We start from the raw sequence: 25,475 nt of genomic DNA on the forward strand, positions 1-25,475 counted from the left end.
GGCGCAGCCCCCGGGGAGGTCGCCGAGTTCGGGGGGCATGCCGGGGCTGGGGGTGATGGCGGGGGGGGGGCGGGGGGGGCGGGGGCCGCGGCCGGAGCCGGAGCCGGGGCGGGGGCCGCCGGGTGCTCGCCGAACTGGCTGCCGTGCTGCTGCGGCCGGGGCTCGGGGGCCTCGTGGTGCACCGGGGCGGGCTTCGGCTTCGGCGCCGGGGCCGCGTGGTGGACCGGAGCGGGCTTCGGCTTCGGCGCGGGCGCCGCGTGGTGGGCCGGGGGAGCCGCGTGGGGGGCGGGGACCGGCTTCGGCTTGGCGTGCGCGGGGCGGGGCGCGGGGGGTGCGTGGTGGGCCGCCGGGGGCGGGGTGGCCCGGGGGTGCTCGTCGCAGTCCTCGTCGGGTCCGTCGCCGTAGCCGCCCTGGTGGGCGCCCTCGTGGCGGTCCTGCCCGTGCTCCTGGCCGCGCTGGTCCGGCATCCGGTGCCGGCCGCTGCCCGCGCGCTCGTCGTGCCGCTCGGGCTCGCGCCGGGGCTCGTGCACGGCGCCGTGCTCGCGCTCGTCGAGGTAGCGCTCGAAGGCCGCCGCGTGCTCCGGGCTGAGGTAGCGCTCGTACTCGGCACGGTCGGAGTGGTCGGCGTGGCCGCCGCCGTCGGTGGTCACGCAGGTGCCGCCCATGGCCGGGTTCAGCCCGGCTCCGGCATCCACGCTGTTGCCGCAGACGTTCGGCGAGAACGTGATCGGTACCGAGACGCTGTTCCCGGCGAGCACGCCCGGCGAGTGCGCGGCCTCGGCGCCGGCGCCGGTGTGTGCGTAGGCCGCACCCGTCGCGATCGACAGCAGGCTCGACGCGGCCGCGGCCGTGAGCACTCCCTTGCCCAGTACCTTTCGGCTCAGTACCTGTCGCATGGGTCCTTCCCTGTCTACCGGCGGGGCCGCCGGTGCTGAATCGAAGGTGGCCTCGGAGTGCACCGCCGTGCACTCCGAGGCCACCCCGAGGAGGTCTGCCCTTGCGGGCTCAAGCGCTTCGTCAGGCGTTGACGCAGGTGGAGCCGAAGGCCGGGTTGAGCAGCGCGATCACGTTGACGGTGTTGCCGCAGACGTTGACCGGGACGTGGACCGGCACCTGGAGCACGTTGCCGGACAGGACGCCGGGGGAACCGACGGCCTTGCCGTCGGCGTTCGCGTCCGCCATGGCGGGGGCGGCGGCACCAACGGCCATCAGAACGCCGGCGGCCAGCACGATTGCCTTCTTGTACGTCATGAGAATTTCGATCCTTTCCCGCAGAGGCGTATCCACTGCATGAATAACAACGAGTGGTCCAGGGAAAAGAAACCGCGAGATCCGGGAAACTCGGTGCAGTCCACCGGGTCGGATCGAATTCACCCCGATGCCGATGGTGTTCCGGATCGGCGGAAATGCGCGGGATATGTCACGCCATTCCCGCCGGCCGGATACAAGGCGGGGCCGCCGCGACCCGAAGGTGCGGCGGCCCCGACCGTGCGTCCTGCGATCAGCTGCCGCTGGAGGCGTTGCCCGAGAGGACCGGGATGTTGTCCAGGATGTGCGAGAGCGGCTCGTCGCCCTTGGCCTGGGTGGAGTTCTCGGTGCACTGCTGGTTCATCGGGTTGGACAGGACCGGGATGTCCTGGACGCCGACGTTCACCAGGGCCAGCACCGACTGCACGTTGGCCTTGGCCGGCAGGGCGATGCAGGGCTTGTTGAGCGAGCCCTGGACCAGGGCCATCTGCGGGCTCATGTTGCCGTAGGTGGCCTGGTTGCCGTAGATCTGCGCCGAGTTGTTGCCGTTGGTGGTGTTGACGCCGTTGTCGTTCCCGATAGCCATCGCCTGCGGGGCCATGGCCGCACCCATGCCCACCACGGAGGCGGCAACAGCCGCGGTGGCCATCATCTTCTTGATCACAATCGTCCCTTTTCTGCAAGATTGCCCGGTACAGGAGCACCCGGAACAACGGCCCCGCCCCGGTAGGGGTTGCGTGGCTTCACTCGGATGCCGACGTTTCGGGCGGCACGGTTGACGGTCAGGCGTTCACACAGGTGGTGCCGAAAGCCGGGTTCAGCAGGGCGACCAGGTTCGCGGTGTTGCCGCAGACGTTCACCGGAACGTCGACCGGCACCTGGAGCAGGTTGCCGCTGAGCACGCCCGGGGAGCCCTCGGTCACGCCGTGGGCGGAAGCGCCGTCGCCACCGTGCGCGGAGGCGAGGCCCGCGCCGCCCATCAGCATCGCAGCGCCCGCGACCGCCAGCGTGGTGCCGCGCATCAGCCTCTTCTTCATCCCCGTTATCCCTTTCGGTTCGAACAATGGTGCACCCCCATAACGACGTGCCATCCGCGAGGGTGCGTGGTATCGCCCAAAAGGCCGTACGCGCGAGTCCGGCGTGATTTCCAGCTTGATTTCTGACAAAGTTCAGTCCTGTTTTGTCCCCTTGATCGAAAATGGAGACAGGGTCATGGGTTCCTCCCGCAGAATCCTCGGTTCGCTCGCCCTGCTGTCCTGCCTCGCACTTTCGGTGAACGTTTCTGCGGCAGGTGCCGCGGGCTCGCCCCCGAAGGCTCCGGCGCAACGGGAAAAGGCCCGTATCCCCTTCACCCAGCGTTATCAGGCCGAGCTGCACGGCGGCCTCGCGCGGGCCTCCAACGCCGGCATCAGCTGCCGCCAGGAGGAGTCCCCGCAGGCCGAGTCGTGCGAGGAGGTCAAGCGCGGCGCCGCCGGGGTGAACAGCGACTTCGAGATGTTCTACAGCGAGGTCGACAAGGACCCCGACACCTACAACTCCACCCGCGCCGAGCTGAAGATCCCCAAGGGGGCGAAGATCGCGTACGCCCGCCTGTACTGGGGCGGGAACCTGCGCGTGGGGGAGCAGAAGCCGCCGGAGGACAGCGGTCGGGTGCTCGTCGCCGAACCGGGCGGCGCGTACAAGGAAGTGCTGGCGGACACCGTGATCGGACACCGTTCCGACGCGGGCAGCGACGCCTACCAGGCCTCCGCCGACGTCACCCCGATGATCCGCAAGGGCGGCGCCGGCATGTGGACGGTGGCCCAGCTGAACATCGCCATGGGGAACTCCCCGGTGGGCGCGTGGGGCGGCTGGACGCTGGTCGCGGCCTACGAGCAGCCGCAGGAGCCGCTGCGTCGGGTCGCGGTGTGGGACGGCTTCGAGGAGCTGCGGGCCGGGGCCGGTGCGCAGGCCGCCGAGACGGTGGAGGTGTCCGGTCTGGACGCGCCCGTCGGGGCGTCGGGCCGGGTCGGGGTGGTGGGCTACGACGGGGACCGCGGGGTCCTCGGGGACTCGCTCACAGTGACCGCGGACAGCGGTCGGCGGTTGAACCTGAGCGACGGAGAAAACCCGTTCAACGACGTGATGAATTCGACCATCACCGATTTCGGGCATTCCGCGTCAGTACGACAGCCGGAAAATATGAATAATCTCGGATATGACGCGGACGTGTTCGACCTGAGTCCCGCCCTGTCCGGTGGTGCCCGCAATCTGACCTTCAGGTTCACGGGCGAAAACCAGGGTCATTTCCTCGGTGTGCTCTTCGTTCAGACAGACGCGCGCCGCTGATCGCAGGAGACCGCTCCACGTGCCGTCAGAAAAACTGCCGGAGCATGTGTCAGAACATGTGACCGTCTTCCATCTCGTCCAGCCCGTGGAGGGCGGTGTCGCGCGGGTGGTCATCGACCTCGTCCGCGCCCAGACCGCCGCGGGCCTGCGCGTCGTCGTCGGCTGCCCCGGCGGCGGACAGCTCGCCGACGGCGCCCGGGAAGCCGGGGCCGAGGTGCTCGCCTGGCGGGCCGGGCGATCCCCCGGCCCCGGGCTCGCCGCCGAGGTCGCCGGTGCGGCCCGGCTGGTCCGCCGGGTCCGCCCCGACCTGCTGCACGCCCACAGCGCCAAGGCGGGACTGGCCGGGCGGCTCGCCGTGCGCGGCGCGCTGCCCACCGTCTTCCAGCCGCACGCCTGGTCCTTCGACGCGGCCGGCGGAGCCACCGGAGCGCTCGCCCTGCGCTGGGAGCGCTTCGGTGCCCGGTGGACCGACCGCGTGCTCTGCGTCAGCGAGGCCGAACGGCGCGCGGGCGAGTCGGCGGGCATCACCGCGCGCTGGTCCGTGATCCGCAACGGCGTGGACCTCGACCACTTCCGCCCCGGCGGCCGGGGCGGCGCCGACCGCGCCTCCCAGGACCGGGACAAGAAGGAGGCCCGTGCGCTGCTCCCGCTGCCCGCCGGCTTCGCGGACGGGGGGCCGCTCGCCGTCTGCGTCGGCAGGATCTGCCAACAGAAGGGCCAGGACGTGCTGCTGCGCGCCTGGCCCGAGCTGCTCGGCACGGTCGCCGGGGCGCGCCTGGTCCTGGTCGGCGACGGCCCCGACGCCGAACGGCTGCGCCGCACCGCACCCCCCGGTGTGCACTTCGCCGGAGCCGCCGCCGACATCCGACCGTGGCTTCGGGCCGCCGATCTCGTTGTACTTCCGTCGCGGTGGGAAGGGATGGCGCTCGCCCCGCTCGAAGCCATGGCCTGTGGTCGCCCGGTCCTGGTCTCCGACGTGAGCGGCGCCCGGGAGAGCCTGCCGCCAGGCCAGGGCGGCTCGTGCCTGGTGCCGCCGGAGGACCCGACGGCGCTGGCGAAGGCGCTCGCCCGGTTGCTGGCAGAACCGCGGCTGCTCGCCGAGTTGGGCGAGCGGGCGCAGCAGCACGCGCGGACCGAGTTCGACGTGCGGCGGACCACGGACGCGGTCACCGGCCTGTACCACGAACTGCTGGGCAGGCCCCGGCCCTTGAACCAGGAGCGCATCAGCCGATGACGATGGACAGCGCACACGCCCGGCCCACCGGGCAGAGCGGTACGGGGCCCGCGGGCACCACCGCGGTCCGGCGCTCCACGGCCGCCATCCACCCGCCCCGCGGCCCCAAGGCCGAACAGGCCCGGCCTGTCCTGCGGCCGCAGCGGGTCCGCCGCCGCGACGGGATCGGCCCGCTGCTGACGGTCGACGCGCTGGCCGCCGTGCTCACCACGACCGCCCTGCCCGGGCTGGGCCTGCCGGGGCAGGCGGCCGCCCCGATCGCCCTCCTCACGGCCGCGCTGCACGCCCAGGCCGGGCTCTACCGGCCCCGGCTGGCCCCCTCGGCGCTGCTCGAACTGCCCACGCTGGCCAGCCGGGCGGCGGTGCTGTGGTGCGGGGTGGCCGCCGTCGCGGCCGCCGTGGCGCCGCACCGGGCCCTCGGCTGGAACCTCCTGCTCGCCTGCGTCTGCCTGCACTTCCTCCTCGCCTGCGCGGGGCGCGGGCTGGTCAACCAGATCCGCCGGCGCACGGCCGTACGCGCCCCCCGCTCGGCCCTGGTCGTCGGCCCCGGCGCCGGGGCGGGCGCGGTGGCCGCGGCCCTCCAGGGGCGCCCCGAGTACGGGCTGCGCCCGGTGGGGCTCGCCGACACCGCCGGTGGCGCCGACGACCTCACCGGATCCGGTCTGCCGCTGCTGGCCACGCACGAGGACATCCGGCGCGCGGTCATCCAGAACTCCGTGCGCCACGCGGTCTTCACCCGGCCGCCGGAGGCCGACGAGCGCACCGCCTCGCTGGTGCGGCTCTTCCACGACCACGGCTGCCGCCTGTGGCTCGCCGACCCGGCCGGTACCGCCAAGGTCACCGGCATGCGGGTGGCGCAGCCCGCGGACCACCTGTGGGGCTACGCCGTGCAGCCGATGCTGCCGCGTCCGGCCCGCACCCTGGAGCGCTTCGGCAAGCGGATCATCGACTCCACCCTCGCCGCGCTCGCGCTCTGCGCCGCGGCGCCCGTCATGGGCGCGTGCGCGCTGGCCGTACGGCTCAGCGACGGACCGGGGGTGATCTTCCGTCAGGAGCGCGTGGGCCTGTACGGGCGCCCCTTCACGCTGCTGAAGTTCCGCACCCTGCGCCCGGCGGACGAACACGAGTCCGCCACCCGCTGGACCGTCGCCAACGACAACCGGATGGGGCCCGTCGGCTCCTTCCTGCGCAAGTCCTCGCTCGACGAGCTGCCCCAGCTGTGGAACGTGCTGCGCGGTGACATGAGCCTGGTCGGGCCGCGCCCGGAACGGCCCTTCTTCGTCGCCAAGTTCGCCAGCGTCCACCCCGGTTACGAGGCCCGCCACCGGATGCCCGTCGGCATCACCGGCCTGGCCCAGATCAACGGACTGCGCGGGGACACCTCCATCGAGGACCGGGCCCGCTTCGACAACCACTACATCGACACCTGGTCGCTCTGGCAGGACCTGTGGATCCTGGCCCGCACCGCGGCCTCCTTCTTCCGCTTCCGGCTGGGAGGCAGCTGAGCATGAGCACCGCCCACGCCTCACCCCCGATCCGCCTCGATCTCCCCGGCGCCCTGCGCCGGCACTGGCCGCTGCTGCCGCTCGCCGCGACCGTCCTGCTGCTGTGCGCCCCGCTGCCCGCGGGGGACGCGACCGCCTCCGGCAAGGTCACCCCGGCCGACGCGGCCTCCCTGCTGCTGGTGTTCTGCTGCGCGGTGCAGGCCCTGCGCGGGCAGACGCGTCGGCTGAGCGCGCTCGGCGCCTTCCTGCTCGGGATGCCCGCCGCCGGGCTGGCCGTCGCCACCGTGACCGCCGCCGATCCCTACGCGGCGCTGCCCGGCTTCGTGCGCTACCTCCAGGTGTTCGTGCTGGTCCCGGCCGCCGTGGTGCTGTTGTTGCGCGACGCGCGGGAGTTCCGGCTCGCCGGGGGCTGCTTCGTCGCGCTGGCGCTGGTCCAGGGCGCGGTGGGCGTCGTCCAGTTCGCCACCCACACCGGGGCCTCCTACCAGGGCGCCGATATCCGGGCGGTGGGCACCTTCGGCCCCGGCGACGTCATGGGCATGGCCACCGTGGTGGCGTACGGGCTGATCATCGCCACCGCCGCCGCGCTGACCCCCACGCTCGCGCACCGGGTCCGGCGCGCGGCCACCGTCTCGGCGCTGGCCCTGCTCGTCCCGCTCGGGCTCTCCTTCAGCCGCGGCGCGTGGATCGCGACTGTCGGCGCCGGGCTCGTCGTGATGCTGATGGCCGGGGTGCGGCGGGCGTTGAAGGTGATCGTGGCGCTCGGCGCGGCCGCGGTGGTGCTGGTCGGCGGTCTCGGCTTCGGCTCCGAGATGATCTCCGAGCGGCTCAGCTCCATCACCCAGGTCTCCAGCGCCCCCGACCAGTCGGTGACCGACCGCTACACGATGTGGGCCGCCGCCGAGTCCATGTGGCGCGAGCGCCCGGCCGCCGGGGTCGGCCTCAAGGGCTTCCCCGCCAACCGCGACAGCCACTCCTCGCTGGGGCTGTCCTCGGGGAGCGACACGGCCGGCGCCGGTCAGGCCTTCATCCGCCAGCCGCTGCTCTCCCCGCACAACATGTACCTGCTGGTCCTCAGCGAGCAGGGGCTGATCGGGCTGACCGCGCTCGCGGGCGGCTGGGCGGCGCTGCTGGTCGCCGGGGTGCGGCGGGTGCTGGCCCCGGACCCGGCCGCCCGCCGGATCAGGGACTGCGGGCTGGTCGCGGTCGGACTCTTCGTCTGGCAGCTGACCGACTTCCTGTACGCCGACATCGGCGGCCCCTCCACCGTCCTCACCGGAGTGATCATCGGCCTGGCCGCGTGGTGGGCGCTCCCGTCCCCGACCGCTGACGGCGCCGTGGACCGCGCGGCCGCCGCGTGACCGATACGACGCCCGCGACGGGCGCCCGGAGGCCCGCTCCCGCCCCTGTGGCCGGGGCGGGCCCCGCCCACGTTCCCGCCGGAACCCGCGCCCCGGGGGAGGAGCAGGCGCCGGTGGCGCTCCCTCCCGGGGCCCCCGCCCCGGTCCGCGCCCCCGAGCCGGGCCCCGGTCCGGGCCGCGGGCACATCCTCGGCACCGGCCCCAACACGGGCCTGCGGCCCCCGCAGCCCGGTCTCGCACCGGTCGCCCACGTCCCCGCCGCTCTGGCCCCCACCGCTCTGGCCCCCGCCGCCCTGGCCCCCGCCGGTCTCGTCCGCGCGGGCGCCCCGGCCCGGCCCGCGGCGCGCCGTACGGCCGTACGCGAGGCCGAGCCGCCGGCGGACGGCCCCGTCGCACCGGACGCGCACCGCCCGGCGGGCCGGCCCGCCGGACCCGCCGCGCGACCGGGCGGGCCGGACGACGGCGATCCCGGCGCGGACGCCCCGCTCGGGCGCTTCCTCGCCAAGGCCGCGGCCGTCACCGCCGGACTCACCGCCGCCGGGGCCGCCTTCGGGCTGTTCCGGGACCAGACCATCGCGCACCTCTTCGGCGCCGGGCACGACAGCGACGCCTTCCTGATCTCCTGGACCGTCCCGGAGATGGCCTCGACCCTGCTGATCGAGGACGCCATGGCCCTGCTCATGGTGCCCGCCTTCAGCCACGCCCTGGCCCGGCGCGCGGCCAGCCGGTCCGGGCTGACCCGCAAGCAGGCCCGCGCCCAGGACCCCGTGAGGCTGCTGGTCGGGGCGACCCTGCCGCGGCTCGCCGTCCTGCTGGCCGCCGTGGCCTGCGTGCTCGTCGTCGCCGCGCCGCTCGTCGTCGCCGTGCTCGCCCCCGGGCTGCCGGATCCCGAACTCGCCATCCAGTGCACCCGGCTGACCGCGCTCACCGTGCTCTCCTTCGGCATCGCGGGCTACTTCAGCGCCGCGCTGCGCGCCCACCGCTCCTTCGTGCCCCCGGCCGCGATCTACGTCGCCTACAACGTCGGGATCATCGGCGGGATGCTGGCCCTGCACGCGGTGTGGGGGGTGCGGGCGGCCGCCGCGGGCGTCGCCGTCGGCGGGTGCCTCATGGTCCTCGTCCAACTGCCCGCCTTCATCCGCCACGTCGGCTTCGGACCGCCCCGCGCCAAGGGCGCCAGCCGCCGCCAACAGGGCCGCGACCGGCCCACCCTGATCGCCTTCGGCGTGATCGCCCCGGTCATCTTCTTCGCGGTGTTCCGCCAGTCCCAGGTCCTCGTCGAGCGGTTCCTGGCCGCCTCCCTGCCGCCCGGCGCCATCTCGCACCTGAACTACGCGCAGAAGGTCGCGCAGATGCCGATGGTGCTCTCGCTGATGATCTGCACGGTCACCTTCCCGGTGGTCGCCCAGGCCATGGCCGGAGGCGAGCGCGAGAAGGCCCGCCGCCGCGTCGAGCAGGACCTCGCGCTCGCCTCCCTCGCCGTCCTGATGGGCACCGCGCTCGTCATCGGCTACGCGCCCCAGATCATCCAGGTCCTCTTCGAACGCGGCGCCTTCACCCACCAGGACACCCTCGCCACCGCCTCCGTCATGCGGGTCTACGGCCTCGGACTCCTCGGCCACTGCCTCGTCGGGGCGCTGAGCCGGCCCTTCTTCTCGACCGCCCGGCCCACCTGGTTCCCGGCGCTCGCGATGGGCGCCGGACTCCTCGTCAACATCGTCGCCGGGGCCTTCGCGGTCGGCTGGTGGGGGACCTACGGGATCGCCGCCGCCAACGCCGCGGGCATCTCCACCACCGCGGCCCTGCTCCTCACCGGCCTCGGCTCGCGGATCGTCGCGATCCAGGTCCGCCGGGTCGCCACCAGCATCGGCCGGCTCGCCGTCGCGGCCGCCGCGGCCTGCGGCACCGGCTGGATCGCGGGTCCGCTCATCCCGGACCCCCTGCTCAGCGCCGCGCTCGGCGCGCTGCTGGTCCCGGCCATGTTCGGAGCCTCCGGCATGGCCATACGGGCGCTCGAAATCACCGCCCTGCCCGCCCTGATCACCCAGAGGTTCCGTCATGTCCGCTGACACCGACACGGCGCCCACCGCCGCGGCGGCCCCCGCCCGCAAGGCAGCCCACGGCTCGCCGTGGGTCCTCATGTACCACTCGGTGGCGGAGTTCACCGACCCCGCCGAGGACCCCTACGGCATCACCGTCACCCCCGGCGCGCTGGCGGCCCAGCTCGCCTGGCTGCGCTCGCGCGGCCTGCGCGGGGTCTCCGTCGGCGAGCTGCTGCGGGCCCGCGCGCACGGCCGGGCCGCCGGACTGGTCGGCCTGAGCTTCGACGACGGCTACACCGACTTCCTCACGCGGGCCCTGCCGCTGCTCCAGCGGCACGGCTGCACCGCCACCCTGTTCGTGCTGCCCGGGCGGCTCGGCGTGGACAACGTGTGGGACCCGCTGGGCCCGCGCAAGCCGCTGCTGAGCGCCGAGGGGATCCGCGCGGTCGCCGAGGCGGGCCAGGAGATCGGCTCGCACGGGCTGCTCCACCAGCACCTGACCGACGTACCCGACGACGTCCTCCAGCAGGAGCTGCGCGGCAGCCGCGAACTGCTGCGGGAGCTGACCGGCACCCTGCCCGAAGGATTCTGCTACCCGTACGGATCCCTCGACGCCCGGGTCGTCGAGGCGACCCGGGCGGCCGGCTACGGCTACGCGTGCGCCATCGACCCCGGGGCGCTCGCCGGCCCGCACGCCCTGCCCCGCACCCACGTCAGCCAGGCGGACGGCGCGGCCCGACTGCGGATCAAGCGGCTGCGCCACCAGGTCGCCGAAGTGCGCCGGGCGGTGCGACGGTGAAGACGCTCAAGGCGCTCCACATCATCACCGGGCTCGGCGTCGGCGGCGCCGAACAGCAACTGCGGCTGCTGCTGCGGCACCTGCCGATGCGGTGCGACGTACTGACCCTCACCAACCCCGGGCCCGTCGCGGAGGGGCTGCGGGCGGACGGGGTCCGCGTGGTCAACCTCGGCATGCGCGGCAACCGCGACCTGGGGGCCCTGCCGCGCCTGGTGAAGTTCATCCGGCGCGGCGAGTACGACCTGGTGCACACCCACCTCTACCGGGCCTGCGTGTACGGGCGGCTCGCCGCCAAGATCGCCGGGGTCGCCGCGACGGTGGCCACCGAACACTCCCTGGGCGCCGGTGAGATCGAGGGCCGCCCGCTCTCGGGCGGGGTACGGGCCCTGTACCTGGCGAGCGAGAAGCTCGGCGCGGCGACGGTCGCCGTCTCGGACACGGTGGCGGCGCGGCTGGAGGGCTGGGGGGTCCCCGCGGCCCGCGTGCACGTCGTACCGAACGGGATCGAGGCGGTCCGCTTCCGCTTCGACGAATCGGTGCGCCGCGCCACCCGCGGCCGGACCGGCCTGCCGGAGCGGGCGTTCGTGGTCGGCGGGGTCGGTCGGCTCGTACCGGGCAAGCGCTTCGACGTCCTGGTGCGCGCGGTGGCGGCGCTCCCCGGCGCGCACCTGCTGCTCGCCGGGGACGGGCCCGAACGGCCCGCGCTGCGGCTGCTCGCCGCCGAACTCGGCGCCCAGCACCGGATCCACCTGCTCGGCGAGCGCGACCCGCTCGGCGACAGCGGCGACGGGCGCACCCCCGGGATCCCGGCGCTGCTCGCGGCCATGGACGTCTTCGTCTCGCCCTCGCGGGAGGAGGCCTTCGGGCTGGCGGTGGTCGAGGCGCTGGCCGCCGGGCTGCCCGTGCTGCACGTCACCTGCCCGGCGATCGACGACCTGCCCGCGACGCAGGCCCCCGGCGCGCGCCGGATCGGCCCCGGGCAGGAGGAACTGCTCGCGGCCCTGCGCGGCCACATGGAGGCCGGTGCCCGGCGGCTGCCGCCGCCGCCGGTGGTCCGCCGCTACGACATCGCGCGCAGCGCCGAACAGCTCCTGCACGTCTACGCGCGGGCCCTCGGCCCCGCCCGGCTGCCGGCCCCCGCCGGGCCGGTCGCGCGGGCCGGCGACCCGGTCGACACGAACCACCGGAACCGCACACCGCGGGCACCGGGAACCGAACTCCCCTCCACGAGGAAGTGAGCACGCACATGGCCGAGACCCCCGACCACAAGAAGTCCGACCGCACGCCGGAGAAGGACCCGGCGCCCCGCGGGCGGCGGGGGCACCGCGTGGCAGGACGGCTGCGGCCGCTGCCCGTCTGGTGGCCGCTGCCCGCATGCGCCGTGCTGGGCCTGGCCGCGGGCGGGGCGTACGGGGTGCTGAAGGCCCCCGAGTACGCCGCCACCAGCTACGTCGTCGCCGTCCCGAACGACACCACCGAACCGGCGACCGCCCTCGGCTTCGCCCAGGCCTACGCCCGCATCGCCACCAGCAGCTCCACCCTCGCCTACGCCCAGCCGCGCGCGGGCCTCGGCGTCGCGCAGCTGCGCGCGCAGGTCCGCGCCGAGACCTCCCCCGAGTCCCCGATGATCGCGATCACCGGCACCTCGCGGACCGCCTCCGGAGCCGCCGACATCGCCAACGCGGTGGCCGACGCGCTGTCCCTGAGCAGCAACCAGGCCGCGAAGAACACCGGCGTGCAGCTGCTCCTCTTCAACCAGGCCGTCGCCCCCAGCGACCCCGCCTCGCCGTCCGCCCCGCTCAGCGGAGCCGTCGGGCTGTGCGCGGGCGGGCTGATCGGCGGGCTGTGGCTGCTGGCCAGGCCCGGCCGCAGGCGTCGTACCGACGAGGCCGCGGCGGCCGTCGCCGGACCCGCCGAGTCCGGCTACGTGACCTCGCTGCCCGCCCAGGGCGAGGCCGCCGACGCCACCGCCTCCGCGAAGGAGAAGGAGCCGGTGCGTTGAGCGCGGGCTCCACCGGGGCCCTGTCGGTGACGCTGTGCCGCGACCCCCGGCAGTTCGCCGCGCTGGAGGAGCCGTGGAACCGGCTCGTGCGCAGCTGCCCCACCGCCACCCCCTTCCAGAGCCATGCCTGGCTGCACTCCTGGTGGCTGTCCTACGGCCGGGAGGGGCGGTTGCGCGTCCTCCTGGTCCGCAGCGGGGACGAACTCGTCGGCGCGGCCGCGCTGATGCTCGTCCACCGGCCGCTGCCGCTGCTCGTGCCGCTCGGCGGGGGCATCACCGACTACTTCGACGTGCTGGCCGACGCCCGGTGCGCCGACGAGGTCGTCCCCGCGCTCGCGCGCGGCCTGCACCGGGCCGCCCGCGGCGCGGTGGTCGACCTGCGCGAGGTGCGGCCCGGCGCCGCGGCCGAGCGGCTCTACGGGCACTGGCCCGGCGCCCGTACCCGGCTGGCCGACTCCACCTGCATGGAGCTGCCCGTCCTGCCCTTCGACGAGCTGGTCAAGCGGATGCCGAAGGCGGGCGCCCAGCGGGTGCGCGCCAAGCTCCGCAAGACCGACGCGGCGGGCATCGAGGAGCGCGAGGTCACCGAGGAGGAGGTGCCGCGCGCGGTGCGCACCTTGCTGCGGCTGCACGAGAAGCAGTGGCGCGGCCGCGGGGTCACCCCCGAACACCTCAGGCCCCGCTTCGCCGAGCACCTGACCCGGGCCACCCGGCGGATGGTGCGCGGCGGAGAGGGCAGGCTGACCGAGTTCCGGCTGGAGGGCAAGGTGGTGGCCGCGAACGTCACGCTGCTGTCGGCGGGGCTGAGCGGGGGCTACCTGTACGGGGCCGACCCGGGTCTGCGGGACAAGAAGGTGGACGTGGCGACCCTGCTGCTGCGCCACGAGGCGGGGCGGGCGCTCGCGGAGGGCCGGCCGGTGGTCAGCTTCCTGCGCGGGTCCGAACCGTACAAGAACCACTGGCGTCCCGAAGTCGTGGTCAACCAGCGGTTCCTGCTGGCCACGGCCGCGCTCGCGCCCCTGCTGCGACTGCACGAGTCGCAGCTGACGGGGCGCGAGCGGGCGGTGGAGGCGCTGCGCGAGTCCCTGCCGGCGGCCCGGGACTGGCGGGCGCGGCTGAACGAACTACGCGTCCGGTGACGCCGGTCCCGTTGCCGTGGCCGCGGCCGCGGCTAGAACGGCCACCAGTTGCTGTCCTCGCCCAGGTCGATCTTGACGCAGACCGACTGCTTGCCGACGAGCTTGGACAGCCACTCGCCGAAGTTGAGCGGGACGCACCATTCCTTCGGGGCGACCGGCGGCTTGGGGGCCACCGGGGGTGTGACCGGCGTGGGCACCGGAGCGGGCGAGGGCACCTCGGGCAGCGGCACGACCGGGGACGGGGACGGGGACGGCGACTGCGGCAGCGGGACCACGACCGGGGCCTCGGGGCTGGGTGCGACGGGGCTGGGCGCGACCGGGCTCGGAGCCTCGGGGCTGGGTGCGACCGGGCTGGGCGCGACCGGGCTCGGGGCTTCCGGGCTGGGTGCGACCGGGCTGGGCGCGATCGGGCTCGGGGCTTCGGGGCTGGGTGCGACCGGCGAGGGGACCAGGGGCGACGGCTCCGGGAAGGGGCTGGGCGCCTCGGGCGAGGGAACGACGGGCGACGGGACGACGGGCGAGGGAACGACCGGCGCTTCGGGGCTGGGCGCGACCGGGCTCGGGACCTCGGGCGAGGGCACGGCCGGGCTCGGAACCTGGGGCGTGGGCAGCTGCGGGGTCGGGACGGCCGGCGTGGGCACGACCGGGGTCGGGATCACCGGCGTCGGGATCACGGGCGTCGGGATGACCGGCGTCGGGATCACGGGCGTCGGCAGCGGGTTCGGCCTGGTGGTCAGCGCGTCGCGGAACACCCGCGAGGAGCGCGGGTTCTGCTTGCACTGCCACACGCCGTGCGGGCAGTAGTCCGTGATGGTGTGGTAGATCGGCTTCTGCTGCTCGATCCACGCCAGCATGCGCCGCACGTACTCCGGATTGTCCCCGCGCCGGAAGAGCCCCCACTCCGGGTAGGAGATCCGCTTGCCGTGTGCCTTCGCGAAGTCGACGTGCTGCTGGAGCCCGTACGGCTGGCTCACCTGGTCGTCGAAGGTGGTGCCGGGCCCCTGGTCGTAGGAGTCCATCCCGATGATGTCGACGACGTCGTCACCGGGGTAGCACTTGGTCCAGCCGATGGCGTCCGTGCCGCGGTTCGGCGCGAAGTCGAACCGGAACTCCTGGCCGGGCACCGAGCGCATCGCGGTCACGATGCGCTTCCAGTACGCCTTCCAGCGCTCCGGGTCGGGCCCGCAGCGGTGGGTGTAGGTGGTGCCGTTCATCTCCCAGCCGAGCACGACCACCGTGTCCGGCACGCCGAGGGACACGAGCCGCTCGGCGAGCTTCTTGAAGTGCCCGTCGAAGTCGCCGTCCGCGCCCGCGCGGATCAGCCGCGCCACCTGGTAGTCGGGGATCCGGCCCTCGTTGCGCTCCTGCATGGGCACGTTGAGGACGAACATCCGGTCCTTGTCGGCCCGGCGCCAGGTGGCCCAGTCCTCCAGGAAGTCGGTGCCCTCGATGTTGGACCAGCGGTCGCCGGGCAGGTAGGTGTGCCCGACCCGGATCTCCTTGCCGCCCAGCCAGTGCGACAGGAACGGGATCCGCGCCACGCCCGACGGGCCGTAGTCGAGATAGGCGCCCATCGCGATGTCGGTGCCGGTCCTGCCGTCGTCCTTCTCAGGTGCCGCGAGCGCGGCGCCGGTGGCGAGCAGTCCGGCCGTGACCGTACCGACGCAGGTGCTCACCAATCTGCGGTGTGGTCTGGACATGGCGTCTCCCGAGCTTCCCCGAATCGGTGTGCTTACCAAAGACGTTAGGCATCACATCTGACGAATGGCCTGTCCGGTGGCCGCAGCGTAGGCCATTCGCAGCTGCGCACTCTCTCCGCTTGGTCCGACTAGGTGAAAGACACCGTTTCCATGCACGCGTTCGCCAGCCATGTGCCCGCTGTTCTGCTCAGACTCGATCGGAATCCGTTCCACCACGGAACCCTCGGCGCCGTCAGATCCCTTGGGCGCAGGGGCGTGGAGGTCCATGCCGTCGTCGAGACCGGGGGAGGTCCCATGGGTCGCTCGCGCTACTTGCGCGCGGCGCACCCCGGTCCGTCCGGCGGGCTCGACCCCGAACGCCCCGAGGAACTGCTGGAGTGTCTGACCGGTGTCGCGGAGCGGATCGGCCGTCCCGCGGTGCTCATCGCCATGGACGACCTGAGCGCCATCGCGGTGTCCCGGATCGCACCGATGCTCGAAGGGCGTTTCCGGATCCCCCATCAGCCCGACGGCCTGCCCGCCCGGGTGGCCGACAAGGCGGAGCTCTCGCGGCTCTGCGCGCGCTGGGAGATCCCGCACCCGGAGACGGTGATCCCGGCGAGCGGGGCCGAGGCGGCCGAGGCCGCCTGGCGGCTCGGACTGCCGGTGGTCGCCAAGTGGAGCCGCCCCTGGCTGCTGCCCGCGGGCGACGGCCTGCGCAGCACCACGCTGGTGCACACCGCCGCCGAGGCGCGCGGGCTGTACGAGCGCTCCGCGGAGGCCGGCAGCCCGCTGCTGCTCCAGCGGTTCCTGCCCGCCGGGCCCGACACGGACTGGTTCTTCCACGGCTGCTTCACCCGGGACGGGCACCCGCTGCTCGTCGGCTCCGGGCGCAAGGAGCTGTCGTGGCCGGTGCGTACGGGGCTGACGGCGATGGGCCGTTGGTTGCCCGACCCGGCGGTGGAGGAGGCGGGGCTGCGGCTCGCGCGGCGGCTCGGCTACCAGGGGATCCTCGACCTGGACTTCCGGCGGGACGAGCGGGGGTGCTTCCGGCTGGTCGACTTCAACCCCCGGCCCGGCGCGCAGTTCCGGCTCTTCACCGACGGGGCCGGGCTGGACGTCGTACAGGCGCTCTACCTGGATCTGACGGGGCAACGGGTACCGGAGCCGGTGGGCGGTCCGGGGCGGGTCTTCGTCGCGGAGAACTACGCGCTGCTGGCGGGGCTGCGGGGGCCGCTGCCGCAGCGGGGGTCGGCCGCGCCGACGCCGACCGTGCCGCCGGCTCCGGCCGCCGCGGCCGCCGCCGCGACGATCCCGGCGCAGGAGGCCGCGCCGGGGGCGGGCCGGTCCGGTGGGTCTGGTGTTGCCGGTGCTGCCGGTGTTGCCGGTGGGGTCGCCCGGCCCGGGCCGGTGCGGGCCGTGCCGGTCGCCGAGCGCGGGCGCGTCGAGCTGGCCTGGTTCGCGGCCGACGACGTGCTGCCCTTCCTCGCGATGGTCGCGGCCTTCCTGGGGCGCGGCGCCGGGAAGGGGGCGCGCGGGGCGTGGAACACGCTGAGCGGTGTCCCCGCGCGCGGGCGCCGCACGGCGCGCGCCGTGGCCCGCGCACCCCGCCAGCGCGGCGGGCCCGAACTCGCCGCCCCGCCCGACGCGCAGGGCCCGGGCGCGCCCCCGGGCGCCGCGGAGCAGACCGGAACGGCGGAGACGGCCGAAACGGCCGAGCCCGACGGGTTGGTGACGCGGTGACCAGGTGATCCGGTGACGACCCGGGGCCCGCGCCCCGTCGTCGCCCCGCCCCCTCGCACCCGGCCCCGGACCCCGGGGCCGGCCGCCCACACGACGCATGACACCGGTAAGAGACTGGAGGGACAGCCGTGACGCGCATGGAGGATCTCGTGGTGGTCGGCGCGGGACCGTACGGGCTGTCGGTCGCCGCCCACGCGGCCGCGGCCGGGCTCGACGTACGGGTGCTCGGCCGCCCGATGGCCTCCTGGCGGGACCACATGCCGGACGGCATGTACCTCAAGTCGGAGCCCTGGTCCTCGAACCTGTCCGCCCCGGACGGGCGCTACACCCTGGCCGACTACTGCGCCACCCGCGGCACGACGGCGGAGCACGGCACTCCGCTGCCGATCCGGACGTTCAGCGAGTACGGGCTCTGGTTCGCCCGGCAGGCGGCGCCGCCCGTCGAGGAGGTGACGGTCACCGACGTCACCCCGCAGGGCAGCGGGTTCCGGATCACCACGGCGCAGGGCGAGCCGCTGCTGGCCCGGACCGTCGCCCTCGCGGTGGGCGTCATGCCCTTCGTGAACCACCCGGTCGCGCTGCGCGAGCTGCCCCCGACCCACTACTCGCACAGCAGCGACCACCGCGACCTGACCCGGTTCGCCGGTCAGGAGGTCGCGGTGCTCGGCGCGGGCCAGGCGGCGCTGGAGACCGCGGCCCTGCTCGCCGAGGCCGGCGCCCGGCCCTGCCTGGTCGCCCGCCGCGCCCGGCTGAGCTGGAACACCCTCCCGCAGCCGCTGGAGCGCCCGCTGCCGCGGGCCCTGCGCGACCCGCACAGCGGCCTGGGCACGGGCTGGCGCAGCTGGGCCTGGTCGGAGCTGCCCTGGGCGGTGCGCCGGCTGCCCGCGGGCGTCCGGGAGCGGATCGCGGCCACCGAGCTGGGCCCGGCCGGGGCCTGGTGGCTGCGGGACCGCTTCGAGCGTCGGGTGCCCGCCCTGATGGGGCACGCCCTGCACCGGGCGGTGCCGGTCGGGTCCCGCACCCGGCTCGGGCTGACCACCGCCGCCGGCGAGTCGGTGGTGCTGGACGTCGCCCACGTGATCGCCGCGACCGGCTTCCGCCCGGGCCTGGGGCGGCTGGGGCTGCTGGACGCGGGGCTGCGCACGGCGGTGGACACTGTCGGGGAGGCGGGCACGCCCGCGCTCGGCCCCCACTTCGAGTCCTCGTGGCCGGGCCTCTTCTTCGCGGGGCTGCTCACGGCTCCCTCGTTCGGCCCTTCCATGCGATTCGTGCACGGCGCGGGCTTCACGGCGGGGAGACTGGTGGCAGGAGTCCACAAGCGCCTGCGCGCCCAGGGCCGGCCGCCGCGATCCGGTGGCGGCGGAGGAGCCCTGCGGGGCCAGGGCGCCGGGCGCCAGAAGACCTATCCGGTGTGAGAGGGGTCCGCGATGAGCCCGGAGAGAGCACAGGGCCGGGGCTGGGTGCGCATTCCCGCGAGCCGCGCGGAGCAGTCCGCGGGGCCCCGTCGCGGCGGGCCCCCGCAGGCCCCGCACCCCGACCAGCCGACGATCTACCTCTCCCTCGTCAAGCGCTGGCGGGAGGCCGGGCGCACCCTTCCGGGGCATCCTGACGAAGAGTGGGAGAGGCTGATCTCCCAGCCGTGCTGGCCCGGCCGATAGGTGGTGTGACGCGTGGCAGCGGCGGAGCACGACGCACCGGAACCGGGCGCGATCAGCGCCTCGGACCGGCTCGCGCTGAACGGCATGGGCAGCTTCGAGTGGGACCTGGGAGCCGGGACCCTCGCGCTGGACCCGGCCGGGATGGGCGTCTTCGACCTGGAGCCGGAGGAGTTCGACAACACTCCGGAGGGCCTGGGCGTGCGGATCCCGGCCGATGACAGCGCCCGCCTGGCGGACGCGGTCCTGGCGGCCCTGGACGGCGGCGGGGAGACGTACGGCTCGTACTTCACGGTGCAGCGGCGCGACGGCCGCGACCAGTGGACCCACACGCAGGGCCGGGTGCTGCGCGACCCCGACGGACGCCCCCGGCGGATCGTCGGGATCGTCCGGGACGCGACCGCCGAGCTGGCCCACGCCACGCTGCTGCGGCGGCTGGAGTCGGCGCGGGCCAAACAGGCCACGATCGTCCAGCGCACCACGGAGGCGCTGTCGCGGGCCGTGACGGTCGACGACGTCACCGCCACCCTGACCGGCGCGGGCGCGCTGGAGCGGCTCGGCGCGGACGGCCTGGCGCTCGGGCTGGTCGAGAACGGCGCCATGAAGATCATCGCGCTGAGCGGGGAGTCGCTGGAGATCCTCAGCGAGCGCAAGTTCACCCGGTTGGACGGATCGCTGCCGCTCTCGCAGACGGTCCTCACCCGCAAGGCGCGCTTCGTGACGGACCTGGACGAGCTGGGGGCCGAGTTCCCGCTCTTCGCGCCCTACCTCGGCCGGATCCAGTTCAAGGCCGCCGCCTACCTCCCGCTGATCGCACAGGCCAAGGCGATCGGCGGACTCGTGCTCTTCTACCGGCGGCGCGCCGAGTTCAGCCCCGAGGAGCAGAACCTGTCCCTGGGCCTGGCGGGCATCGTCGCCCAGTCGCTCCAGCGCGCGCTGCTCTTCGACCAGGAGCGCGAGTTCGCCACCGGCCTCCAGGCCGCCATGCTGCCCCGGCGGATCCCCGAGATCAGCGGCGGCGAGATCGCGGTCCGCTACCACTCCGCCTGGAGCGGCCGCGAGGTCGGCGGGGACTGGTACGACGTGATCGCGCTGCCCCGGGACCGGGTCGGCATCGTCGTCGGCGACGTCCAGGGCCACGACACGCACGCCGCGGCCATCATGGGCCAGCTGCGGATCGCCCTGCGGGCGTACGCGGGGGAGGGGCACCCGCCCTCCACGGTCCTCGCGCGGGCCTCGCGCTTCCTGGCCGAGCTGGACACCGAACGCTTCGCGACCTGCACCTACGCCCAGGTCGACCTGGAGACCGGCGGGGTACGGGCGGTGCGCGCCGGGCATCTGGGTCCGCTGATCCGGCACACCGACGGGCGGACCGGTTGGCCGAACCTGCGCGGCGGCCTGCCGCTGGGCCTGGCCTCCGTCTTCGAGCAGGAGGACTTCCCCGAGACCCGCCTCGACCTGGTCCCCGGCGAGACCCTCGTGCTGTGCACCGACGGCCTGGTGGAGGAACCCGGCGCGACGATCACCACCGGGATGGACGCGCTGGCGCACGCGGTGCGCACCGGCCCCCAGGAATCGGGGGCGCTCGCCGACCACCTCCTGGACCGGCTGTGGGAGCGCTGGGGCTCGGGCGACGACGTGGCCCTGCTGGTGCTGCGCCGGGCTCCGGACCCGGGGACGCACCGGGCGCCGCGGATCCACCAGTACGTCCACCAGGCGGACCCGGAGGGGCTCTCCGAGGCCCGTTACGCGCTGCGGCAGGCGCTGCGCGACTGGGGGGTGCCCGCACTCGCCGACGACGTGGAGCTCGCGGCGGGGGAGCTGCTGGTCAACGCCCTGCTGCACACCGACGGGGGCGCGGTGCTGACGATGGAGGTGCTGCCGGAGCCGGTCCGGCGGATCCGGCTGTGGGTCAAGGACCGCTCCAGCGTCTGGCCGCGCAGGCGGACGCCGGGGGAGGCGGCGACCACGGGGCGCGGGCTGCTGCTCGTCGACGCGCTGGCCACGCACTGGGGCGTGGAGTCCCGGGGCGACGGCAAGGCCGTGTGGTGCGAGTTCGACGCCCCTGGTGACCCGGGGTGAACATCCGGTCACGTCGAGTTGTGGCGGACCGCGACCGGGGTGATGATCCGGTCATGGAAAGGATGCGGCCGTGGGGGCTCGTACTGCTGGCGACGCTGGTGCTCGCGGTGATCGCGGCGGGCGTGCCGAGGCTCCTGGACTGGACGGCGGGCCGCGCGCACGCGGCGCCCGCGTGCCGGTCGGTGGCCTTCATGTCGATGACCGGCGCGGCGCCGGACTGCCGGTAGCGGCGGCTACCGGGCGGATCGGCCCGCGGGGCGAGGTCGGCGGGTGGTCAGTTGCGGTCGAGGGTGACGTGTCCGCGGTGCTCGGCCAGGGTGTTCTGGGAGATCGCGCGCGGCACCAGGTAGGCGCCGTGCAGGCGGGCGACGGTCAGCGTGGCCTCGGCCTCGGCGTCGCCGGTGTGGAATCCGGGGTCGACGCCGATCGCGCCGCTGACGGCCCACTCGTGGACCGCGCCGTCGCAGACCGCGTCGCCCGCGTTCATGCCGAGCCGGTTGCCGTCCTGGCGCACGGCGGTCTGGATCTGCACTCCCTCGGGTGACCCGGGTTCACAACGGTAGGCCCCGGAAAGGGTGACGCGGCCGTCGTGGGAGACCCGTGCGTGGTCCTTCACGAAAATCGCATTGGCGCGCGAATCGGCGTTCGCGGGCACGGCGCAGGCGGCGGTGGCGGCCAGTGCGGACAGCGCCGCCACGGCGATTCGGGATACGGGCAGGCCCATCGTTTCCTCCAGGTGGATGCGGGCGGGGGATTCCGCCGGAACGAATTGTGCAGGTCACCCGGCGGTATCTCGCTCCGCCGAATCGTGTCGGTGTGTGCAATTGCCCGCTCGGGCGCGTGAGACTGGCCGCAATACGTCCCCGAAGGGATCCCGCATGCGCCAGTCCGCCCCTGTTCTCGCCCTCGCCCTCCTCCCGCTCCTGCTGTTCGGTTCCACCGCCTGCCAGAGCGCCCACGAGGGGGCCGCCCTCGCGCCCGCCGCCGCCCCTGCCGTCCCGGTCGACGACGGCGCCCCGGGCGGCGCCGACGAGGACGCCGCCGCGCCGGCGCCGGGGGCGCCGGCCGGGGCCGCCGTCAAGGACGCCCGGGTGGGTGACCCCGTACGGGTGCGCGGCCAGCAGGTGGGCCGCCACCTGCAGGCCGTCCTCACCGCCTACGTCGATCCCGCGGTCAGCGTGGACGCGACCTTCGCCCCCGCGGCGGGCAAGCGCTGGGTGGGCGCCGGGATGTCCTTCGTCAACGTGGGCGGTGCGACGTACGGGGCGCTCGGGCGCATGTGGGCGTACGACAGCGCGGGGCAGCGCTATCCCGCCGTCAAGACGGGCGAGCTGACCACCGGTAAACCCCTCGTCTTCGAATCCCTCTCCGTCGGGGGACGGGCCGAGGGGTGGGTGGTGTTCGAAATTCCGGAAAACGCGCGGATCGTGCGCCTCCAGTACCAGGACACGAACACGCAGGCGAATTCCGGAGAGGGATTCTGGACGGTCTGACCCACCCGGGTGAAGGGCCGGGAAAGGGCGGGGTGAAAGAGCACTAAGGTGCCGCCCATGACTTCGACTCACACCGAAATCGACCGGTCCCACCTCGGCACCCTTTCGGTGCTCGCGTGGATCGGCGATCCCGAGGACGGGCACGACATCCCGTACCTCATCGCCTACACCTTGGGCGACTGCCCGCACGGCCACGAGGCCGGCGAGGCGTCCGCCCGCGGGCTGCTGGACCACCTGGGGCTGCGGATCGGCGACGAGGTGCTGGACGGCACCGTCCACCCCCACAAGTTCCCGGTGAAGATCCTGGTCGAGGGCGACCAGGTCGCGCTCACCGTGGAGGGCGAGGACATCGGCCTCAACGCCCGCTGCACCGCGCCGCCGGAGTGGGTGGCCGCCGCCGCCGACAGCGAGCAGGTCTACTTCCTGTTCGCCACCCGCCCCTGGCCCCAGGCCAAGCCCGGGGTGCCCGTCGACGCCGACACCCTGAAGGAGTTCGTCGGCGACGAAGAGGTCCTGACCAGCAGCGCGCACGCCGTGCTGCGCGTGCAGCGGCTCAAGAAGTAACCACCGCTCGCGGGGCGCCGACCGCCGGCCGCCGGGCTCCCAGCCTGCCCGGTGGCCGGTCCGCGCCGGTCCGCGCGGCTGCGGGTCAGACGTCGAACGCGAACCGCAGGGCCCGGACCCGGTTGTCGAAGTTCGACCCCACCAGCTCCGGCAGCCCGACCGCCCGCAGCCCGACCGGCCGGGTCAGCAGCTCCCGGAACAGGGCCTTCATCTCCACCCGCGCCAGGTGCGCCCCCAGGCAGAAGTGCGGGCCGCCGCCCCCGAACCCCAGGTGCGGATTGGGCGAGCGGGTGATGTCGAAGGCGTCCGGATCCGGGAAGACCGCCTCGTCCCGGTTGGCCGACGCGTAGTACAGCACCACCTTGTCGCCCGGCACGAACAGGTGCCCGCCCAGGCGGTGTTCCGCGACCACCGTCCGACGGAACTGGATGATCGGCGTCGAATGCCGGACCATCTCGTCCACCGCGCCGTCGGCGTGCGCCTCGAAGTCCCCGAGCAACAGCTCCCGCTGCTCCGGATGTTCCGTGAGCAGCGCCAGCCCGTGCGTGATCGCGTTGCGCGTGGTCTCCACCCCGGCCACCATCAGCAGCGAGAAGAACGCGCCCAACTGCCGCACGCCCAGCGCCTGGCCGTCCACGTTCGCGCAGACCAGCGCCGAGATCAGGTCCTCGGTCGGGTTCTTGCGGCGTTCCTCGGCGATCCCCGCCACCATCCGCTGCATCCGCGCCAGCGCCCGCAGCCCCCGCCCCGGCATCCGCAGCCGCGCCGCCAGCCCGCGCTCCACTCCGATGTTCTCCGACGCGTGGTTGACCCGGTCCGCGATCTCCGCCCGGTACTCGGCGGGGATCCCCATCATGTTGCAGATGACGTCCAGCGGCAGCCGCGAGGACACCGCCGAGACGAACTCCTCGGGCCGCTCGGCCAGTACGTCGTCCACGATCCGCGCCGCCACCGCGTGGACGTCCGCCTCCGCGGCCGCCAGCAGCCGTGGGGTGAAGGCGCGCTGCACGATCTTGCGCAGCTGCGCGTGGTCCGCCCCGTCCAGATTGACCATCGAGTCCCCGAACAGCGCCCGCACCCAGCCGGCCGGCTCCGGCGTCGTCACCCCCGGAGCGCTCGCGAACACCTTCGGCAGCCGGCTCGCCTCCTGCACGTCGGCGTGCCGCACCAGCGCCCAGTGCGCGCGCTCCGGCCCCCGCCAGGACGCCGGGCGCTCGACGAACCGGCGCGGGCCGTCGAGCGCCCGCAGCCGGGCGAAGGCCGCGAGCCGCGCCTCGGGGGGAAGCTGCCAGAACGCCGGATCGGCGAGATCGATGTCGGCCGCGTGCCGCTGTGCCGGAACCGTCATGGCCCGCACCTTCTTCCCAATGGTCAGGGTGTCCAGGGCGCCCTGGACCCTTGCGGCCCCCCGCCGCTCCCCACGGCTCCCGCACTCACGCTGCTGAACGCGCCCGGTGCTGCAAGGTCACGCCCGCCGCGACCGCCAGCGCGGCCACCAGCCCCGCCCACAGCACCGCGTGCCCACCCGTCCACGCGCAGCCCAGCACCAACAGGGCCGTGACCGGCAGCAGGAGCTGTTGCGCAGCGCCCCGCTTGAAGTGCCGCGAGTGCAGGAGCCAGACCGCCGCGAGGAAGATCGCCGCGGGCACGCAGACCGCCAGGTTCGCCGCCGACGTCGATACGTGCGCCTTGCCCACCGCCTGCTCGACCGCCACCTCGATGCCCGCGCCGATCGCCGCCGCCGACCCGAGGATCACGAAGTGCCCGTACCCCCAGGGCAGCGCCGACCGGTTGCCCGTCACCCGCTCGTGGGCCGGTACCGCGAAGTAGATCCACCAGGCCGCGAACACCAGCAGCAGCCCGCCCGCCGCGATCGGCAGCAGCTCGCCCAGCGCCTCGTGCTCGTCCAGCGCCGACTGCACCGCGATCGTGCTCGCCGAGATCGTCTCGCCGAGCACGATCAACGTGAACAGCCCGTACCGCTCCACGATGTGGTGCGCGTGCCACGGCGTCTGGTGCTGCCGCTCCGCGATCAGGGGCACCGACAGCTCCGCCACCACCATCACCAGGAACAGCCAGCGCCGCATCCCGTCCGGGGCCAGCAGCAGCACCACCCAGCCCACCTGGCAGACGAGCAGGCCCACCGCGTACTTCACCGCCGTGCGCCGGGCCGCCCCCCGCTCTCCGGCCGCCGCCCGCAACCACTGCGCGGTCAGCGCCACCCGCATCACCAGGTAGCCGACGACCGCGATCGTCCAGTCGTTCGCGTCGAACGCCCGCGGCACCCCCGCCGCGTAGATCAGCACGCCCGCGATCTGCACCAGCACCGCGATCCGGTACGGCACGTCGTCCGTGTCGTAGGCGGAGGCGAACCACGAGAAGTTGACCCACGCCCAGAACACCCCGAAGAACACGAACAGGTAGCCGCTGATCCCGGCCCCCACGTGCCCCTCCGCCAGCGCGTGCACCAACCGCGCCCCCGCCTGCGCCACGGCGACGACGAAGCACAGGTCGAAGAACAGTTCCAGCGGGGTCGCGGCCCGGTGGCCCTCGTCGGGGCTCCTCGCGATCATCGGTACGTATGTCATACCGCCCAGCACA

General features: G+C 74.4%; 24 protein-coding genes. 16 read left to right on the forward strand and 8 right to left on the reverse strand.

Annotated features, from left to right (window positions below; genetic code table 11):
• The 4 genes from ACFWAR_RS21305 to ACFWAR_RS21320 all read right to left on the reverse strand — a co-directional run.
• Positions 1-896 (reverse strand): chaplin (locus ACFWAR_RS21305; RefSeq protein ID WP_385779354.1); only part of this gene is annotated, 896 nt, incomplete at its 3' end.
• A 121-nt stretch (positions 897-1,017) separates the two neighbouring features.
• Positions 1,018-1,251 carry a chaplin gene (locus tag ACFWAR_RS21310; RefSeq protein WP_385779356.1) on the reverse strand — a complete coding sequence of 78 codons (234 nt, stop codon included), beginning with the start codon at positions 1,249-1,251 and terminating at the stop codon, positions 1,018-1,020.
• A gap of 250 nt (positions 1,252-1,501) precedes the next feature.
• On the reverse strand, positions 1,502-1,912 hold the full coding sequence (locus ACFWAR_RS21315) for a rodlin (RefSeq protein ID WP_385779358.1): 411 nt from the start codon (positions 1,910-1,912) through the stop codon (positions 1,502-1,504).
• Between the two features lie 118 nt (positions 1,913-2,030).
• Positions 2,031-2,285, reverse strand: coding sequence for a chaplin (locus tag ACFWAR_RS21320; RefSeq protein WP_385779360.1), 255 nt, complete (start codon positions 2,283-2,285; stop codon positions 2,031-2,033).
• 175 nt (positions 2,286-2,460) lie between these two features.
• Between ACFWAR_RS21320 and ACFWAR_RS21325 the strand changes: the two genes are divergently transcribed.
• The 9 genes from ACFWAR_RS21325 (at position 2,461) to ACFWAR_RS21365 (ending at position 13,658) form a co-directional block, all read left to right on the forward strand.
• A complete protein-coding gene (locus tag ACFWAR_RS21325; protein WP_385779362.1) occupies positions 2,461-3,576 on the forward strand; it encodes a DUF3344 domain-containing protein in 1,116 nt (371 codons plus the stop codon).
• A gap of 46 nt (positions 3,577-3,622) precedes the next feature.
• The gene (locus tag ACFWAR_RS21330; protein ID WP_385779364.1) at positions 3,623-4,810 is read left to right on the forward strand and encodes a glycosyltransferase family 4 protein; all 1,188 of its coding nucleotides are present in this window, start codon (positions 3,623-3,625) and stop codon (positions 4,808-4,810) included.
• On the forward strand, positions 4,807-6,315 hold the full coding sequence (locus tag ACFWAR_RS21335; protein ID WP_385779366.1) for an exopolysaccharide biosynthesis polyprenyl glycosylphosphotransferase: 1,509 nt from the start codon (positions 4,807-4,809) through the stop codon (positions 6,313-6,315). The genes ACFWAR_RS21330 and ACFWAR_RS21335 overlap by 4 nt, the downstream gene beginning before the upstream one ends.
• 2 nt (positions 6,316-6,317) lie before the next feature.
• Positions 6,318-7,676, forward strand: a complete 1,359-nt coding sequence (locus ACFWAR_RS21340) for an O-antigen ligase family protein (protein WP_385779368.1) — start codon at positions 6,318-6,320, stop codon at positions 7,674-7,676.
• 113 nt (positions 7,677-7,789) lie between these two features.
• Positions 7,790-9,745 (forward strand): murein biosynthesis integral membrane protein MurJ, encoded by a 1,956-nt coding sequence (gene murJ / locus ACFWAR_RS21345; protein ID WP_385779370.1) that lies wholly within the window; start codon positions 7,790-7,792, stop codon positions 9,743-9,745.
• Entirely contained in the window at positions 9,735-10,517 is a 783-nt protein-coding gene (locus tag ACFWAR_RS21350) for a polysaccharide deacetylase family protein (RefSeq protein WP_385779372.1), read from the forward strand. The genes murJ and ACFWAR_RS21350 overlap by 11 nt, the downstream gene beginning before the upstream one ends.
• Entirely contained in the window at positions 10,514-11,755 is a 1,242-nt protein-coding gene (locus ACFWAR_RS21355) for a glycosyltransferase (RefSeq protein ID WP_385779374.1), read from the forward strand. The genes ACFWAR_RS21350 and ACFWAR_RS21355 overlap by 4 nt, the downstream gene beginning before the upstream one ends.
• An 8-nt stretch (positions 11,756-11,763) precedes the next feature.
• Positions 11,764-12,519 (forward strand): lipopolysaccharide biosynthesis protein, encoded by a 756-nt coding sequence (locus ACFWAR_RS21360; protein ID WP_385779376.1) that lies wholly within the window; start codon positions 11,764-11,766, stop codon positions 12,517-12,519.
• Entirely contained in the window at positions 12,516-13,658 is a 1,143-nt protein-coding gene (locus ACFWAR_RS21365; protein ID WP_385779378.1) for a GNAT family N-acetyltransferase, read from the forward strand. Before ACFWAR_RS21360 ends, ACFWAR_RS21365 begins: the two co-directional genes overlap by 4 nt.
• A 32-nt stretch (positions 13,659-13,690) precedes the next feature.
• Here the strand turns inward: ACFWAR_RS21365 and ACFWAR_RS21370 are convergent, their stop codons facing one another.
• Complete coding sequence (locus ACFWAR_RS21370; RefSeq protein WP_385779380.1) at positions 13,691-15,358, reverse strand: glycosyl hydrolase; 1,668 nt, start codon at positions 15,356-15,358, stop codon at positions 13,691-13,693.
• Between the two features lie 294 nt (positions 15,359-15,652).
• On the opposite strand from ACFWAR_RS21370, the gene ACFWAR_RS21375 reads away from it, so the two are divergent.
• From ACFWAR_RS21375 to ACFWAR_RS21395, 5 genes are all read left to right on the forward strand, one after another.
• The gene (locus tag ACFWAR_RS21375) at positions 15,653-17,080 is read left to right on the forward strand and encodes an ATP-grasp domain-containing protein (protein WP_385779382.1); all 1,428 of its coding nucleotides are present in this window, start codon (positions 15,653-15,655) and stop codon (positions 17,078-17,080) included.
• Positions 17,081-17,217: 137 nt separating this feature from the next.
• Entirely contained in the window at positions 17,218-18,495 is a 1,278-nt protein-coding gene (locus ACFWAR_RS21380; RefSeq protein ID WP_385779483.1) for an NAD(P)-binding domain-containing protein, read from the forward strand.
• 12 nt (positions 18,496-18,507) lie between these two features.
• A complete protein-coding gene (locus ACFWAR_RS21385) occupies positions 18,508-18,738 on the forward strand; it encodes a hypothetical protein (protein WP_385779384.1) in 231 nt (76 codons plus the stop codon).
• 12 nt (positions 18,739-18,750) lie between these two features.
• A complete protein-coding gene (locus ACFWAR_RS21390; protein ID WP_385779386.1) occupies positions 18,751-20,817 on the forward strand; it encodes a SpoIIE family protein phosphatase in 2,067 nt (688 codons plus the stop codon).
• 53 nt (positions 20,818-20,870) lie between these two features.
• Positions 20,871-21,044 carry a hypothetical protein gene (locus ACFWAR_RS21395; protein ID WP_354380465.1) on the forward strand — a complete coding sequence of 58 codons (174 nt, stop codon included), beginning with the start codon at positions 20,871-20,873 and terminating at the stop codon, positions 21,042-21,044.
• A gap of 47 nt (positions 21,045-21,091) precedes the next feature.
• On the opposite strand, the gene ACFWAR_RS21400 is transcribed toward ACFWAR_RS21395, so the two are convergent.
• On the reverse strand, positions 21,092-21,541 hold the full coding sequence (locus tag ACFWAR_RS21400) for a DUF6299 family protein (RefSeq protein WP_385779388.1): 450 nt from the start codon (positions 21,539-21,541) through the stop codon (positions 21,092-21,094).
• Between the two features lie 154 nt (positions 21,542-21,695).
• On the opposite strand from ACFWAR_RS21400, the gene ACFWAR_RS21405 reads away from it, so the two are divergent.
• Complete coding sequence (locus ACFWAR_RS21405; protein WP_385779390.1) at positions 21,696-22,310, forward strand: hypothetical protein; 615 nt, start codon at positions 21,696-21,698, stop codon at positions 22,308-22,310.
• Between the two features lie 57 nt (positions 22,311-22,367).
• Positions 22,368-22,874, forward strand: coding sequence for a DUF5949 family protein (locus ACFWAR_RS21410; protein WP_354380468.1), 507 nt, complete (start codon positions 22,368-22,370; stop codon positions 22,872-22,874).
• Between the two features lie 85 nt (positions 22,875-22,959).
• Here the strand turns inward: ACFWAR_RS21410 and ACFWAR_RS21415 are convergent, their stop codons facing one another.
• Complete coding sequence (locus ACFWAR_RS21415) at positions 22,960-24,222, reverse strand: cytochrome P450 (protein ID WP_385779392.1); 1,263 nt, start codon at positions 24,220-24,222, stop codon at positions 22,960-22,962.
• Positions 24,223-24,307: 85 nt separating this feature from the next.
• On the reverse strand, positions 24,308-25,462 hold the full coding sequence (locus tag ACFWAR_RS21420; protein ID WP_385779394.1) for a low temperature requirement protein A: 1,155 nt from the start codon (positions 25,460-25,462) through the stop codon (positions 24,308-24,310).
• Positions 25,463-25,475 lie beyond the last annotated feature (13 nt).

This window comes from Streptomyces sp. NPDC059917, from assembly GCF_042730635.1.
Lineage (GTDB): Bacteria > Actinomycetota > Actinomycetes > Streptomycetales > Streptomycetaceae > Streptomyces.

Bases quoted from the DNA above. Each gene is read 5' to 3' on its own strand.
- ACFWAR_RS21410 (WP_354380468.1), top strand. From the start codon at position 22,368: ATGACTTCGACTCACACCGAAATCGACCGGTCCCACCTCGGCACCCTT.
- ACFWAR_RS21405 (WP_385779390.1), top strand. From the start codon at position 21,696: ATGCGCCAGTCCGCCCCTGTTCTCGCCCTCGCCCTCCTCCCGCTCCTG.
- ACFWAR_RS21385 (WP_385779384.1), top strand. From the start codon at position 18,508: ATGAGCCCGGAGAGAGCACAGGGCCGGGGCTGGGTGCGCATTCCCGCG.
- ACFWAR_RS21335 (WP_385779366.1), top strand. From the start codon at position 4,807: ATGACGATGGACAGCGCACACGCCCGGCCCACCGGGCAGAGCGGTACG.
- ACFWAR_RS21310 (WP_385779356.1), bottom strand. From the start codon at position 1,251: ATGACGTACAAGAAGGCAATCGTGCTGGCCGCCGGCGTTCTGATGGCC.
- ACFWAR_RS21340 (WP_385779368.1), top strand. From the start codon at position 6,318: ATGAGCACCGCCCACGCCTCACCCCCGATCCGCCTCGATCTCCCCGGC.
- ACFWAR_RS21325 (WP_385779362.1), top strand. From the start codon at position 2,461: ATGGGTTCCTCCCGCAGAATCCTCGGTTCGCTCGCCCTGCTGTCCTGC.
- ACFWAR_RS21360 (WP_385779376.1), top strand. From the start codon at position 11,764: ATGGCCGAGACCCCCGACCACAAGAAGTCCGACCGCACGCCGGAGAAG.
- ACFWAR_RS21320 (WP_385779360.1), bottom strand. From the start codon at position 2,285: ATGAAGAAGAGGCTGATGCGCGGCACCACGCTGGCGGTCGCGGGCGCT.
- ACFWAR_RS21380 (WP_385779483.1), top strand. From the start codon at position 17,218: ATGGAGGATCTCGTGGTGGTCGGCGCGGGACCGTACGGGCTGTCGGTC.
- ACFWAR_RS21395 (WP_354380465.1), top strand. From the start codon at position 20,871: ATGGAAAGGATGCGGCCGTGGGGGCTCGTACTGCTGGCGACGCTGGTG.
- ACFWAR_RS21370 (WP_385779380.1), bottom strand. From the start codon at position 15,358: ATGTCCAGACCACACCGCAGATTGGTGAGCACCTGCGTCGGTACGGTC.
- ACFWAR_RS21415 (WP_385779392.1), bottom strand. From the start codon at position 24,222: ATGACGGTTCCGGCACAGCGGCACGCGGCCGACATCGATCTCGCCGAT.
- ACFWAR_RS21400 (WP_385779388.1), bottom strand. From the start codon at position 21,541: ATGGGCCTGCCCGTATCCCGAATCGCCGTGGCGGCGCTGTCCGCACTG.
- ACFWAR_RS21375 (WP_385779382.1), top strand. From the start codon at position 15,653: ATGGGTCGCTCGCGCTACTTGCGCGCGGCGCACCCCGGTCCGTCCGGC.
- ACFWAR_RS21350 (WP_385779372.1), top strand. From the start codon at position 9,735: ATGTCCGCTGACACCGACACGGCGCCCACCGCCGCGGCGGCCCCCGCC.
- ACFWAR_RS21420 (WP_385779394.1), bottom strand. From the start codon at position 25,462: ATGACATACGTACCGATGATCGCGAGGAGCCCCGACGAGGGCCACCGG.